At 34.6% G+C, this 14,422-nt stretch carries 14 protein-coding genes and 1 pseudogene; 8 read left to right on the top strand and 7 right to left on the bottom strand.

The window, feature by feature from the left end; all coding sequences use genetic code 11:
- Nucleotides 1-11: 11 nt before the first annotated feature.
- Both MUB18_RS14070 and MUB18_RS14075 read left to right on the top strand, forming a co-directional pair.
- Nucleotides 12-1,223: an MFS transporter gene (locus MUB18_RS14070; protein ID WP_248753514.1), complete on the top strand. Its 1,212-nt coding sequence runs from the start codon at nucleotides 12-14 to the stop codon at nucleotides 1,221-1,223.
- Nucleotides 1,216-1,731, top strand: a complete 516-nt coding sequence (locus MUB18_RS14075) for a GNAT family N-acetyltransferase (protein ID WP_248753515.1) — start codon at nucleotides 1,216-1,218, stop codon at nucleotides 1,729-1,731. Before MUB18_RS14070 ends, MUB18_RS14075 begins: the two co-directional genes overlap by 8 nt.
- A gap of 664 nt (nucleotides 1,732-2,395) precedes the next feature.
- Here MUB18_RS14075 and MUB18_RS14080 read toward each other — a convergent pair.
- From MUB18_RS14080 to MUB18_RS14085, 3 genes and pseudogenes are all read right to left on the bottom strand, one after another.
- Complete coding sequence (locus tag MUB18_RS14080; protein WP_262917528.1) at nucleotides 2,396-2,836, bottom strand: dihydrodipicolinate reductase C-terminal domain-containing protein; 441 nt, start codon at nucleotides 2,834-2,836, stop codon at nucleotides 2,396-2,398.
- Nucleotides 2,831-2,962: pseudogene (locus tag MUB18_RS21860) on the bottom strand (hypothetical protein); the annotation flags it as partial. The gene MUB18_RS14080 and the pseudogene MUB18_RS21860, both read right to left, overlap by 6 nt.
- A gap of 158 nt (nucleotides 2,963-3,120) precedes the next feature.
- Nucleotides 3,121-4,167: a hypothetical protein gene (locus tag MUB18_RS14085; protein ID WP_248753517.1), complete on the bottom strand. Its 1,047-nt coding sequence runs from the start codon at nucleotides 4,165-4,167 to the stop codon at nucleotides 3,121-3,123.
- An 845-nt stretch (nucleotides 4,168-5,012) separates the two neighbouring features.
- Here MUB18_RS14085 and MUB18_RS22005 point away from each other — a divergent pair.
- From MUB18_RS22005 to MUB18_RS14105, 5 genes are all read left to right on the top strand, one after another.
- Entirely contained in the window at nucleotides 5,013-5,303 is a 291-nt protein-coding gene (locus MUB18_RS22005) for a PD-(D/E)XK nuclease family transposase (protein WP_411028123.1), read from the top strand.
- 657 nt (nucleotides 5,304-5,960) lie between these two features.
- Nucleotides 5,961-6,797: an alpha/beta fold hydrolase gene (locus MUB18_RS14090; protein ID WP_248753518.1), complete on the top strand. Its 837-nt coding sequence runs from the start codon at nucleotides 5,961-5,963 to the stop codon at nucleotides 6,795-6,797.
- 1 nt (nucleotide 6,798) lies between these two features.
- Complete coding sequence (locus MUB18_RS14095; protein WP_248753519.1) at nucleotides 6,799-7,293, top strand: RNA polymerase sigma factor; 495 nt, start codon at nucleotides 6,799-6,801, stop codon at nucleotides 7,291-7,293.
- Entirely contained in the window at nucleotides 7,280-7,849 is a 570-nt protein-coding gene (locus MUB18_RS14100) for a hypothetical protein (protein WP_248753520.1), read from the top strand. The genes MUB18_RS14095 and MUB18_RS14100 overlap by 14 nt, the downstream gene beginning before the upstream one ends.
- Nucleotides 7,850-8,355: 506 nt before the next feature.
- Nucleotides 8,356-8,805, top strand: coding sequence for a nuclear transport factor 2 family protein (locus tag MUB18_RS14105; RefSeq protein ID WP_094772642.1), 450 nt, complete (start codon nucleotides 8,356-8,358; stop codon nucleotides 8,803-8,805).
- 627 nt (nucleotides 8,806-9,432) lie between these two features.
- Here MUB18_RS14105 and MUB18_RS14110 read toward each other — a convergent pair.
- The 3 genes from MUB18_RS14110 to MUB18_RS14115 all read right to left on the bottom strand — a co-directional run bounded on the left by MUB18_RS14110 (nucleotide 9,433) and on the right by MUB18_RS14115 (nucleotide 12,012).
- Nucleotides 9,433-10,068: an MgtC/SapB family protein gene (locus tag MUB18_RS14110; protein ID WP_248753521.1), complete on the bottom strand. Its 636-nt coding sequence runs from the start codon at nucleotides 10,066-10,068 to the stop codon at nucleotides 9,433-9,435.
- Nucleotides 10,069-10,662: 594 nt separating this feature from the next.
- The gene (locus tag MUB18_RS21865) at nucleotides 10,663-10,788 is read right to left on the bottom strand and encodes a hypothetical protein (protein WP_262917498.1); all 126 of its coding nucleotides are present in this window, start codon (nucleotides 10,786-10,788) and stop codon (nucleotides 10,663-10,665) included.
- Between the two features lie 300 nt (nucleotides 10,789-11,088).
- A complete protein-coding gene (locus MUB18_RS14115; protein ID WP_248753522.1) occupies nucleotides 11,089-12,012 on the bottom strand; it encodes a hypothetical protein in 924 nt (307 codons plus the stop codon).
- A 249-nt stretch (nucleotides 12,013-12,261) separates the two neighbouring features.
- Here MUB18_RS14115 and MUB18_RS14120 point away from each other — a divergent pair, with 249 nt between their 5' ends.
- Nucleotides 12,262-12,432 (top strand): hypothetical protein, encoded by a 171-nt coding sequence (locus tag MUB18_RS14120; RefSeq protein WP_248753523.1) that lies wholly within the window; start codon nucleotides 12,262-12,264, stop codon nucleotides 12,430-12,432.
- Between the two features lie 4 nt (nucleotides 12,433-12,436).
- Here MUB18_RS14120 and MUB18_RS14125 read toward each other — a convergent pair whose 3' ends face one another.
- Nucleotides 12,437-14,389 carry an ATP-binding protein gene (locus MUB18_RS14125; protein WP_248753524.1) on the bottom strand — a complete coding sequence of 651 codons (1,953 nt, stop codon included), beginning with the start codon at nucleotides 14,387-14,389 and terminating at the stop codon, nucleotides 12,437-12,439.
- Nucleotides 14,390-14,422 lie beyond the last annotated feature (33 nt).

The following is a 14,422-nucleotide window of genomic DNA, read 5'->3' on the forward strand; positions in this document are numbered from 1 at the left end:
AGATTTGTCATATGAAATCAGCATCTCAGTCTATCGAAAGTGGAAAGTTAAACTTTTTTAAAGTTATGAATTTAGGCATGGCGCAAATCGTACTTTGGGGTGGATCTTATTTTTTACTGTCTGTCTTAGCAAAGGACATTATAGCCGAAATGAGCTGGTCTTATCAGCAAGTTTATGGTTGCCTCTCACTTGCCCTTTTGGTTTCAGGTTTACTGTTACCTTCAGTGGGTAGGACTATACAGCATACTGATCGTCATACTGTATTACTTTTTTCGGGGTTAGTGATGGCGATAGGTTTGATCATCATCGGCAGTTCAAGTAATTTTCTGATGTTTGCATCAGGTTGGGTGATTATCGGTATAGCAATGGCAATGGGGCTATATGATGCATTGTTTGCTGCAATTGGTAAAAGATACAGCCTTAACGCAGCAAAGTCAATCGTTTGGATCACTCTGATATCCAGTTTAGCACCTTCCGTTTCTTGGTTATTTACCAGCTATATTTTGGATAGTTTTGGATGGAGAAATACCTGCTATACATATGCCATCTTGTTGATAATTACCATATTCCCGATTCATATGCATGTTTTCAAAAATAAAGAAGGAAACAAAAGCACATTAAAAGGAGAGACCTTGCAATCCGCAGTCGAGCCCTTCCGTTCAAAATTGTATTATTTATTATCAGCAAATTTTACTCTTGGTTCGGTGATAACCACCAGCGTTATCATACACTTAATTCAAATATTACTACATGGCAAGACCGAGATGTCAATGGTTTTAATCGCAATATCTTTTTTAGGACCAAGCCAAGCCATGGCACGAGTTATTGAGTTGATCATTGGAAAAAGGAGCGCTATTGAAATGTCCTTTATTTCTACCATAATCATTTTTTTGGGTATGATATTGATTTTTGTGTCCCCCATATTTGCAATACCTGGAGTAGTTGTTTTTGGAATAGGAAATGGGATGCGTTCAGTTTTGAGAGGAACATTGCCATTGTCTGTTTATGGTAGTGACAATTATGCCTTGATTCTTGGAAGACTTGCAAGGTTGCCCTTACTAGCACAAGCAACAGCTCCTTTTCTTGGAGGATATCTTATTCAACAATTTGGTATGGTAATTTTCTTATGTGTAATCAGTTTTATGGCAATCGTCAATATTTTTTTAATTGCATTAATCAAACAAGCAATAGAACAGTACAAATTAATTTCTATCCATGAATAATATCAAATATATTTTTAGACAAGCTACAGAAGAAGATGCTTTTCAAATTTGGAAAATTTTAGAAAAAGCGATCAAGAGACGAAAAGACGATGGGAGTACACAATGGCAAGATGGCTATCCTAATCAATCCATTGTTGAAAATGATATTAAGAACAGTTATGGTTACGTGCTGGTTGATGAAGATATCATCATTGGTTATTGTGCTATTTTGATAAATGATGAACCAGAGTATTCGAACATAAAGGGATCTTGGTTGACTAATGGTGATTTTGTGGTTTACCACAGAGTTGCAATATCTGAAAAGTATCTTGGTCAAGGATTGGCTCAGAGAATTTTACAGCATATCGAAGATTTTGCGCTTAAACACAATATTTATAGTGTAAAGGTTGATACTAATTTTGATAATAGGGGTATGCTTTGGATATTGCAAAAAATGTGCTATCACTATTGTGGTGAAGTAACATTCAGAGGAAGTCCAAGAAAAGCTTTTGAGAAAATCTTAAGATAAGGTAGGTGTAATAGATCAAGCATAGCTTGTAGATCAACTGTCCATTATAGTAAAGTGTACTATTTGTAATATTTAGTTGGTTTTCACGTTATAACCAACAATAATTTTAAGTGGGTTTTCCTTGATTGCCAAAACCTGTATTTCCTCATCATAGATGTAGTCGGACAACTATTTGTCAAGGTCGCTTTATGTATCGTAATTAAATATTTAGTTTTATTTTCGCACTGGTATTCAAATTTAACAGTATATAGACCAATAAGCTACATCTGGTATAGTACGCGACTGGCTTACCGTTACCGTTCTATCGATAGCTGTAAACATATAATTCTTCGCATTATCGAAGACATTTAGTTTGGGATTTAGCAGTACAGCGTTAACGGTTCTGATTTTGTATAGCTATTTTTTCTCCTTTCAATAGTGCTGAGGATATTTGTCTGCAGTGCTGAGAACTATGAAATAGCAAAATTGAAAACCGTTTTATTCTGGATATTTTTCCAAATCAGGTTGTTTCTATTTCTTCAAGCCACTTAGTATCTTTTTCTAATTTGATTAAATCGCGTATTTAATATTCGAAAGTTAGTGTGAATAGGAGGTGAGCGGTTTTTCTTTCGTCTCTTAATTCTTTTTAAGATGGAATGGACTTAGCGATAAGCTGTTTTGAATATTAAAAATCCATTAAAGTATCTAAGCCCGGGTTGAGATCTTTAAAGGTGTCGATTTTATCCAAAGCTATAAAAATGCCATTAAGATAGGGAGCTGCACCACTTCCTGCTTCGTGTTTTATGCTCAGTTTTTCATCTTCCATACAGAAAATCGTTTCGACTCCAAGTATATGCCCAGGTAAACGAACGGCATGTACCTGAATCCCATTAACAGCGGCACCACGAGTTGCTTTATTACCGATAGTTTCATCTATAAGTACATCAGGAGTTGGTTTTTTTACCTTCGATAGGCGATAGGCAAGTTCGGCAACTGTTCCGCTTGGAGCATCTATTATTTTTTCTGAGGCATAATCAATTATTTCAAAGTGATCTACATATTTGGCAGCTGTTTCTGAAAATCGTTGTAGCAGTACAGCTGTTATCGAAAAATTACCGGCGGCCAATACAGATACTTTTTTTTCATCTGCCAAATTACCGATCTCTTGATAATCTTGATCTGAAAGACCAGATGTACCAATAATAATTATTTTTCCTTTATTGATAGAAGCTAAAATATTTTTCTTTGCTACTTTAGGAAAGGTATCATATAACTTTTGACTGAATTATATCATTTTGTATCTATCACTTATCAGGATGATTTTTAAGTGCTTAAATCAATTTTTTAAAATTTAAATATCTTCCACAAATTATAAACTTATGGAAGATATTTAGTTTTTGGTTGATTAGGTTATTTTATTTTATTGAAATGTGGAGATGCTCCATTGTATGTGTTAGTACTCGCTATGACCATCATTTTATTGCTGTTAAAATCCCAAGGATAGTATAATACAAAATTCCCATCATCTTGCAGAACATAGAATCCGAATTTTACATTATTATAATTTGCATCATTTCGTTTTACATGGAGATTGTCTGTAGACCATACCATAACTCCAGGTTTCTGAGAGGTAGGTTTTGCTGTTAGGATTAAATTTCCATCATCTTGAAAAACAAGTTGATAGTTTCTGGATCTCCCGAATTGTTTAAAAGAACCTGAATCCCATAATACTTTTTTTGCTACTTTATCACCTAAATATATGTTTCCATCCTCTTGGAAAACCATGCTAAATCGACCATTGGGGCTATTCATCTCATAAGGGAATTGAATTGTTTGTCCTGGTCTAAGAATGGCATTTGAGTTTCTGTAATGAAGTGTATCAACAATTACATATGAAGATTTTTTAGTATTAACACGGTATTTTCCCCAATCAACTGGAATTGGAAAATTTTTATTGATTTCATCATCCCACATTACTCCATATGATTTTGATGATGTACCTAGTATTCCAATATAATCAACTTCTCCCGAATGTTTTTTTCCAGATGGAATATTATATTTGATATAAATTCTTCCTCTAGATTTTTCATTAAGTAAGAGTTCTTTTGGAAAACGTATTGTTAATCTTTTATCATAGATTATTTCTCTTGATGCAAAATCATTTCCGTTAACTGTAAATTTAGCTAAGCTTACTATACTTTCCGAAGTAGCATAATAAATTTCGTACTCGGCTTTAAATTCAAAATCCACTCCATCTCCTCTTCTGGATATAACTGACACTAAGAAATCTGTTTCAGAATTTCTGCTAATTATTAAATTATTTCCTTCAGATGTCTCTTTAATTTGTGAGTGATGGATGTCCCAATTATGTAGTTTACGATAAAGAAATGTAGCATTGCTACTTAAACTAATAAAAGTTATACAAACTGTTAGTAAATAGATCTTAAAATTTTTCATTAACTATATTATCTTTTAAAGTTTCTGTATTATGAAAATTATACATATTTTGGACGCTTTTTCTCGATTGGATTACTGATAAAGACTTAATCACGAAAGAATCGGAATTCTTGTCATATATAATACTATCTCTATTGATTTCAATAATTTCACTTAGATGAGTCTGAAGATGATTTATATCATTTTCCACCACGGATTCATTACTTTTTAAATCAACTGTCTCTTTGTTCTTTTGACAAGAAAAAGAAAATGATAAAAGAAGTAAAATTGCTACGATCTTAATTTTTTTCATTATTTGTTCTAAAGATTTATTTATTTTATCAAATGTAATCAAATTTAAAATAAATAAAAAATAAAAACACTTTTAGGAACTTAATGGATTGTCTGTAGCTGATGTAAAATTTTTTAAGTATTTTAAATATTTAAAATTAATTTAAAGTCTATTTTATGTTGTCAAGTATGTTGCTATAAGGCTATTCGTTTGAATGGCATCTTGTTTTCCATCAACAAACTGATCTTCCCGTGCTTTTTTATCATCACGATGCCAAAACTCCATATTCAATTCTGTTTCAGATTCTCTATTTTTACCGCGAGAATATAGAATTCCATTCAGGTAAAGTTGAATAGATAACGATCATTGTAGTAATTCCAAACTCTTTTTATCACTGGACTATTGTGTAATGATAGGAACTCTGTATACTGTTTCGCTTCTGATAAACCAAATCACATTAATGAGGGTTGCATAATCTTCTATATATCATCCGGAATATCTTGTTTTTCAAAATCTTTAATTATTTGCTTGGGTGATAGATGATGGTTTTCGATGGTACTAATTCCTTATTGGTATCTTAGAATTTGAATTAGGAGAAACAGAGCTCGGTAAGTATTTTTATGATGTTGCTCTTTACTTTAAGCTGAGTAATCATGCTTTTTATGAAAAGCTTGATTATACTCTGTTAGTATTACCAAATTTCAAGAAGAATGAGGCTGATATAAAGATGGATATGTGGCTATATCTATTGAAAAAAATGAGTAAACTTGATAAAATACCGGATTTTTTAGATAGGCGTGTATGGGGTCTTATCCCTGACATATGCGAAGTAGAAAAATTAGCGCTAGAGGATAAGATGGCATAAGTAGCAGATTTAAAACATAAGCGTGATGTAAAGAATACCTATTCTACTACTCAGCGTATTGAACATGATCGGGGTTTAAAAAAGCCATTGAGACAGCTTTGAAATTTAAAAATATGGGTTTACCACTAGAACAAATTGCTGAGTGTACCGGGCTTATCATTGATGAGATTAAAAAGCTGAAATAAATCAAATAGATTCTACCATAAACATATAAAGCCATTCTGCATAGAATGGTATACCAGCGCAACCTGCGATTTTGAAGTTTCTAATTTTTATGGCTACTCATATTCCACCATGGTTATTCTCTTATTCTCTTATTCGTTTTTGCAGCTTCATTTCCCCACTCAGCAATAGAATGGAGTAAGGGAATAAGAGTTCTGCCAAAATCACGTTTTGAATTGAATGAAATGGTGCAATCCATCTAAAAAAATAAACAAATACCCCTGATTTTGGTTCTCAGAATGCTATTAGCCCCTTTTGCATCTGTTCACTTTTAGGTTGATCATAGTAAAATGTGCTTCTTATTTTATCGTATTTATTATTCCGTTTAAGCGAAACATAGAGACATCGTAATGTATTTTAAAAAAAAATCGTGTTTTGAGGTAACAATTCATGTAGTAGTGCATCAAAAGATAAACTTTAAAAAAATTAAACATTATGAGAACAAAATTTATTTTAATTATGGTCTTTATGCTGCTTACTTCAAAATCGGTATTTTCCCAAACTGCCTTTAAAGTACATATAAGAGGAAAAGGCGCACCTATTTTATTATTTCCTGGTTTTGGTTGCGCAGGAGAAGTGTGGAATGAAACTGTAGCAGAACTTTCAAAAAATTATGAATGTCATATTTTTACTTTTGCAGGATTTGGCGATGTCCCTCCAATTGAATTCCCATGGCTTTCTACTATAAAAGACCAAGTCATTACTTATGTCAAAACCAAAAATTTAAAAAAAGCAACACTAATTGGTCATAGTTTGGGAGGAACTTTAAGCTTGTGGTTAGCATCAGAAGAAACTAATTTGTTCAAAAAAATAATTATCGTCGATGCTTTGCCTGCAAGTGCAGTTTTAATGATCCCCAATTACCAAGGAGAAATTATTCCCTATGACAATCCGCAAAGTAAAATGATGCTCGCTATGGATCAAAATTCGTTCAATGCAATGAATGCTCAGTCCACTGCTTACATTTGTTTAAACAAAGAGAAACAAAAAGTAATCAATGAATGGATGAATATGGCAGATAGAAAGACCTATGTATACGGTTATATCGATATGCTCAATGTAGATTTACGTAAAGAAATTGCCGAAATTAAAATCCCGGTAGTAATTTTAGCTGCAACACATCCAGATATTAATGCCGTACAAAAAACTTATAAATCGCAGTACGAAAATCTGCCCTCTGCTAAAATTTATTATGCAAAAGACGCTGCTCATTTTGTGATGTTTGATCAACCTGAGTGGTTTATGGAAAAATTAAAATTAGAAATACAATAAGGTGGCTACAGAAGAAGAATTTGACGATATATACGTCACGCATTATAATAAAGTGTTTCGATTGTGCAGAGGTTATTTTTGTGGTGATACTGCATTAGCGTCTGATGCCACTCAGGAAATTTTCCTTAAAGTATGGGAGAATCTCGACTCATTTCGAAATGAATCAAGCGTAAGTACATGGATTTATAGGATTACTGTAAACACCTGTCTTTTATATTTAAGAAAATCATCTTCCAGAAAAGAAATTAGAACCGATATTATGCCTCAGATTGTTTTGGAAACTTATTCGAATGAAAAGGAAGAAAAGCTTCAAAAAATGTATCAATGCATAGAGAAGCTCCAAGAGGTAAACAGATTAATTATTTTGATGACTTTAGATAGCATGGCATATCCGGAAATATCAAAAGTAATTGGAATTACCGAAGAAGCGCTTCGCGTTAGGATCCATCGCATTAAAAAAAGTTTAATTCAATGTGTACAAAATGAAAAAATTTGAAGAATTACAGCATATTTGGAATCTGCAAACAGAATCTGATTTAAGACCAGCTGCTCATGATATTATTAAAAAAGCAGAGGCACATACTAAAAAAATTAAACGCAATCATTTGTGGACTCAAGTAATTTTAAGTGTAACATCAATTATATTAGTCTTTTATTATATTTGGGTAGGAGCTTACAAGCAAACACTATTTAGTTTTGGATTGGGCATCATGATTACAATGCTTCTATTTCGCGTTGTGTTAGAATGGATAAGTCAGAAAAAATTAGCGAACTTGAGGACTGATATTGCCTTAATTGAATATAGTAAACAGGCGCATCAATTTTATCAATGGAGAAAAAAAATCCATTATATCTTCACACCTATCATTTATATGACCTATACTGTGGGCTTTGCTTTTCTTTTACCTGTATTTAAAGAGAGTTTCTCTAGTGGTTTTTATCTTTATATTGTATCAAGTGGATTTTCATTTTTACTCATCTTTGGAATACTTATGGTCCGAATAATTAAAAAAGAAGTACAGCTTTTACATTTGTTAAAAAGTATATCATAAAATAAAGTGTTCTGATTTAATAATATATTATTCAAAATCAATTTATTAAGCTCATTGAGAGTCGGTTTGTAAGATAAATCAAAAGGGCCTAATTTTCATTAGACCCTTTATCTTGGCGTTTAACAGCACAGTAGTTTTTTATGTTTCTTATCGTTTCCTCTTTTTTGTTTCGTCATCCAAATGGTTTTGACGCATTTGAATTTATTTACTGTACTACGTCATTTATCGTTATACACTTTCTTGATGAAAGTAAGCTTGTTGTCGTTTTATATATAAGAACACCTGTGGGTTAAAATAGTTCAAAAAAGTTTAAAATAATTTCACCTACCCATTTCCACCATTCACCGAGTTTTTAGTTGGATTAGTCTAATTGCCATAGGGTAGCGACGATTTGCACCCTACTTTTGAATCAACAACTAAAAATAAAACTGCAAAGCAGGCATCAGGGTTTGAGTTGGTGGATGTGGGGCTGATGCAACTTAATAACAATATAATATAAAGACAATATGAACACTTTAACAAAAACATTCGCAGCAGCAGCCTTGATCGCAGTATCTACATTCACTATGGCAGCAGCAAAACCAGCAGGAGACAACTCTAAGAAAGCAACTGTCAATCTATCCACAGCAGATCTAGCCATTGATCATTACGTAGCCGTTATGACCGAAGGCCAGTCAGCAGGAGTAGAGCAACTTTTTACATCCGACTTCAACCAAAAAGTACAGGTATCAGAAGTTAAAACTAACAGCCGCTCAGCCGTTATCTCATTCTTGAAAAAACAAAAAGGAGAGCAGCTGAATTGCAAAACAAGTACTACAATCGTACAGGAGTCTGCTGATTATATGCTAGCCAAAGTAACCATGCAGTTTGACGGATTTACCAAGATAGATCTGGTGACATTAGTCAATGATGGCGGTAACTGGAAAGTTTCACAATCGATCAACTCGTATAAGTAATTTACCGTTTAATCATATGTTTAGTAAAGGCCATGTCGTGAGATGTGGCTTTATTTATGATAAATTGATTAACTTTTTTAAAAGTGAAGCTGAAAGCAAATTGGACAAAGTATTGTATATGCTCAAGGATATGTCTACGTAAAAGACCTTGCCAAGGATTTTCAGTTCGGCAGTATTTCAACGGTTCTTTCAGTTGGCCCGCTACGCAAAAGTGACAAAGGAGGAACGAACTATTTATGCTATTCGTTCTAAAATGTAAATGTCATGCCGAAGCAGTGCAGAGGTATCAAGAAGGATTAGAAAAACAATTTGAAGAGGCCAAGCAAGCAGCAATAGAGTAGAGGCTAAAGCCAAAGTCCAGCGCCAAAAAGCCATTGAGACAGCTTTTAATCTGAAAGAGATGTGTTTTTCTATTGCTCAGATTGTCAAAGCTACAAGCCTGACCATCGACGAGATCTAAAAGCTGAAATAACTGATTATAGATCATATACAACAAAGTTTATATATTCAAATCACTTAATTTCATTACATCGGAATAGTAAATTTAAACGTTTTTTAATCAGATTTAATACCTTACCGGCCGCGAATAATCAAAGATTTGGTTGCTAAACATAATTGTGGCAAACATTAAGAGAAGCTTAAGATTTCTGGTCGGGTAGCAAGTGTTTCGCTCATTTCCAATAAGTATCTTTTTTTACCTGATACCTTGAAGTTTACTATTAAATGATCGTTTTCTTTTACAATTTCTATTCGTTCTAAAGTAAGTCCTTTTGTATTTAATATATTTTCCAATTTCGGCACCTGCTCAAAGTCAGGATCACGAAAGGTTACACTCAGGAGCTGTTCTTTTTGTAGTTGTGCAATCATTCGCTCCACCCTGGTAACCATTAATAATACCCCAAGAGTAATTAAAGTTAGGCATAGTGCAAGCGCGTGATAACCTATTCCTGCTGTCATTCCGATTGCTGCAGAAGTCCAGATTACAGCAGCAGTCGTCAAGCCACGAATAGAAATTTTGTCTTTAAAAATTACACCCGCCCCAATAAATCCAATACCTGTAATAATATTTGCCGAAATTCGGTCATCAGTACCTGTACCATGCTGGGAAACTATGGTAAAAATGGTCGAACCCAGTGAAATTAAAATTATTGTTCGAAAGCCGGCAGACTTATTTTTGTATTCCCGTTCAAAGCCAATGGCTCCTCCACATATGATAGAAATAACCATTGCTACCATGTCATTAATTTCTACTGTAAAATCCATTAGTATATCCTCTTATATTTATTGCTTCTTTTAAGTGTTTTTGTTGTTTTTGTTAAGGTAGGAAAAAGGATTAGCTATTTAGCAATCAAGCCCGTAATTGTTCAAAGACCCTTTGGTCAATATAAGTACAAGCACTAAAACTGCGAGCCATTTCATTTTTGCATAATGCTGAAATTATTTGAAATATATAGTTCACGAATATAGCTAAATCAGTTGAAAATTATAAAGTAAGGTAGGTTTTTAAAAGGCAGCTGATAATATTCTTTTAATGGACTTTGGTTTCAGAATCATCGTATAAAATGTCTTTCGGTATAATTTCGTTTTTGCACATATTTTACATCAGACGCTGCACAAAATTTGATATTCCTCAGTGCCATTGTTTCGTAGTCAAGCTAATACCATCTTGATCTTGTATCCTATGGGCGTTTATGAGTCAATTTAAGGAAGAGAGTCTGCTACAATCTTGATTGAGCATATTATTGATGCGCCAGAGGGAGTGTGAGAAGGAAAATTCTTAAAGGTTTTCTGATTGATCTATTATTTTAAACGACTACAGATAAATTTAAAGCCAATACAGAACGAGTATATGCTCAATCATCCTGATGAAGCTGCAAAAACTCCTAAGAGCATATCTTTTAGAAAATCATGAGCATTTATTACGGCACTTTCCCAAATTTCCATTAAACGTGGATAATCAGCGGCTTTAATTTCTATAAACATGTATCATAAATTTGTTGTTCCAAATGTCCGGACTTCTTTTCTAATATACTGAATCCAAGTTAAAAAATACGCTTTTTACCTCAGAGCTTGAGTTGACGACTACCCATACCATCGAGGGCAGAGAATTGCAGCGTTATTTTGATTCCATTTTGGAAATAGATTTTAGTGGATCTGTTACTTACAGTAGAATTTAAGCCTGATTAATTATTATGGTAAGGTAACACGTCGTATTGATATGTTATACAAACACTAAAAATGTAATACAGAAAACAGAAGAGCATACATTGAAAAAAATATCCGCTATTTTAAGTAAAAATAATAACGGTCAGACTTTGGATATTCAGACCAGTAAAAACTGTTTTTGAAAGGATGCTGCATTAAGATGAAATTTATTAATTTCTTTGCTTCATCTAGCTTTCCACGATGTATTATTGGATTTTCAAAGCTATTCAATGTAGCGTTGAGAACAAATGAAATAATAAGTTCTCCCTGTGGGATTTGTTGTACACCTGATTGATAGCGCACAAACTGATTTTCATACAGTTGATCCCACACAAATACCTCTGCAGCTTGCGCTGATTCTATTCTTTTAAGACTATCTGATAAGGGGTGAGGATTGATTAATGAGATCTCATATATACTTTTAATGGGTTTGCCATAATATAAAGCTATTCTCCAGCGGGTCAGTTTTGTGCTGTCCAAGTACGACAGAATTTTGTCGGAACCCGTAAAAGAATGGTTCCCTTTTTCATCCACATATACTTCTAGTTGATGTTGATACCTTGAATAATTTTGAACGTCGAAATTATTTCGTTTTAGTTCAGCTACCATATTTTTAACAAATAATCCAATGCCACCGTAGGGGCTAGGCATGTAGTTCGAATAATTTGTAAAACCCACTGAAACTTTCTTTCCTATTGAACTGTAAACTTCTGTTGAATATAGATCCCAGTATATATGTAAGAAGTACGAATTTTTGGACTGCAGTAGAGAGTCTTTTTTTAAAACAGTCTTTATCTTATTTAATAACAAGTCATCTGTTGGAATACTAGGGGTCAAAATGCTAATTTCCCCATTACTCACTTTACTAAAATGGATTGAAAATTGTTTTCCTCTCACCAATTCATCCTTTAGAACCTTACTCAGTTCATCAGTAAGTGGTTTTGACGACTGCCCGTTTGCAGAAAAGCTAAATACAATTAAAAATAGCAGTAATAATTTCATATGTAATTGATGCTAGGATAGGAGATATTCCATAATTTGTGGGATTTACAAACATCTTTTCACTTATTTTAACAGAAATACTATGTTACTCCCATTTAAAATGAACACTTCTAATGCGAAGATTTGGTATCTTATGATTTCTTTATCGAGGGGAGAGAAGTCCTGCGTTATTTTGATCCTATATCAGTGATAGCCGAATTTGTAGTCACATCCTGATTGATCGAATTTGTACCGCTGCTATTCAAAGCGATGAATGAAATAGGAGAGGATCAAGAATTCAAAGATTGTCAAGCCACTCTATTCCCTTATTTTGATTTCCTGGACAATGATCAAGCTACAGCTATACGCTATCAATTGCTGACGGATGATTTAACCGGTGCGCAGTTTAAGCTAATTTGCAAAGCTACCAGCAGTTCATAAGGCGTTATAGGTTGAATGGTAAGGTAAAGGAAAATATACTTCCTTCATCTTTTACACTCTGAACCTGAATGGTTCCATCATGCAGTTCGATGATTTCTCTACAAAGGTAAAGCCCAATTCCGAAACCTGATATCACGCCTCCACTCGTTTCCTTAACCCGATAATAGCGCTCGAATATCCGTTGCTGATCTTCCTCAGCAATCCCTTTTCCACTATCTTGAACATTTACTTTTAAACTGTTACCGTTGGCAGAATAATTTACTCTGATCGTGGATCTGAGAGGCGAATATTTGACCGCATTTCCAACAAGGTTATGGAGTACCTGCGCTATTTTTTCACGATCTGCATGTATCATTATTTTTCCAGATGCTTTAAACAGAAAATGATGAGTTTTGATCGTCGACAGCACTTCATCTTCAATTTCGGCAAACAGTGATTGAAAATCAAAAACAGTTTTCATCAGATGCAGCTGACCCGAATCAAGCCTGGATACGTTGAGGAACCCATTAATCATAGTATTCATATATTGTACCTGTTTGACAGATTTCCCCAGCATATTTTGTGACATAGGATCTTTTGTGAGTAAGTCCATCCGTTGCAATATCTGCAGATAGGCCTTAAGAGAAGTCAGCGGTGTTTTAAGTTCATGGCTCACCATTCCAATGAAATCATCTTTTCGCTGTTCCTCTTTTTTTTGTTCGGTAATATCCCTCAAGGTACCATTTAAGCTGAGTGGATTCCCCTCTCTATCATAGAAAACTCTTCCGTTGGCCTGCAGCAGTCTAATTTTTTTATCAATATTATTTTGAATCCGATATTCTATGAAATAATGACCATCAGAATCTTTACTTAACACGTGCTCGATGGCCAGCGACACCCGATCCCGATCTTCTGGCAAAATAACGGCGATGGCCAGAGAGAGATCCATGTTTTCGTCCGATGAAAGTCCGAACCATTTCTTTAGAAGATTATTTCCGGAGAAGAGATTTGTTTCAGTTTGGTAGTAGAAGGTCGCGAGCTCGCCAGCATCTACTGCTAGGCTCAGCATCTGTTGATCATTTTCATTCTTCTTACGCAGCATTATCTGCTGTGTAATTTCTTCAAGAATGATCAAAACACCTGAAATACTGCCGTCATTAGAAAATATGGGCTGATAGATGGAATTGACGATTGCCTCTCTCAATCCGTCTTTATCAAGCAGTTTTACTGTAAATTCTGTGTTTATCTTAGGCTCACCACTTTGGTATACCTGTTTAAGCCAATTGTTAACAGGCTGTCCACGCATTTCCGGACGAGCACTTTCGTGCGTATACCCAATGACTTCCGATTCCTCTCGTCCCCATATCTTGAGAATCGCAGGATTGGCGATTTCAATATGATGTTCGGGCCCTTTCAACATGGCGATTCCAACAGGTGCCTGCTCTATAATGGTACGAATGTATTCCCTGCTGTCGGCCAGTTGCTTTATATATCTGTTGAGCTCTTCATTGGTCGATGTCAATTCTTCGAGAGTCGCAGCCATTTCCTCGTTGAGGGCCTGCTCTCTTTCTTCTTTATGTTTAATCTGCTCTAAAAACTCACGGCGAGAGGTCACCTCCAGTGCCGTATTCAGTATACACCAAGTTCTATTGTTTTCATCAAGAAGAGCTTTATATTCGTAATCGAAATAATCAAGTGTCTCCTTTCCGTTTTTTATTAACTTTGCAGGAGCCTCAGCCACGGAGTACGTTATCCCAGTCCGCCACACCTCTTGCAACAGCTCTAGAAAAGGCTGTCCTTCCAATTCAGGAATTGCCTCGATCAAAGGTTTGCCTATCACAGAAGCATCTTTGCCCCAAACAGCCAGCATTCCTTCATTAGCAAAACGGATGATCATATTCTCACCGCTATAAATGGCTGTAGGCGAAGGCGAGGAAGCCAGTGCCTGAATAATTAAATCAGCGCTAAAGGGAATCATATTTGGACTTTCTTGGGAATTCATTACAAACAA

Origin of the sequence: Sphingobacterium sp. PCS056 (assembly GCF_023273895.1) — a bacterium.
In the GTDB taxonomy this organism is placed as follows: domain Bacteria; phylum Bacteroidota; class Bacteroidia; order Sphingobacteriales; family Sphingobacteriaceae; genus Sphingobacterium.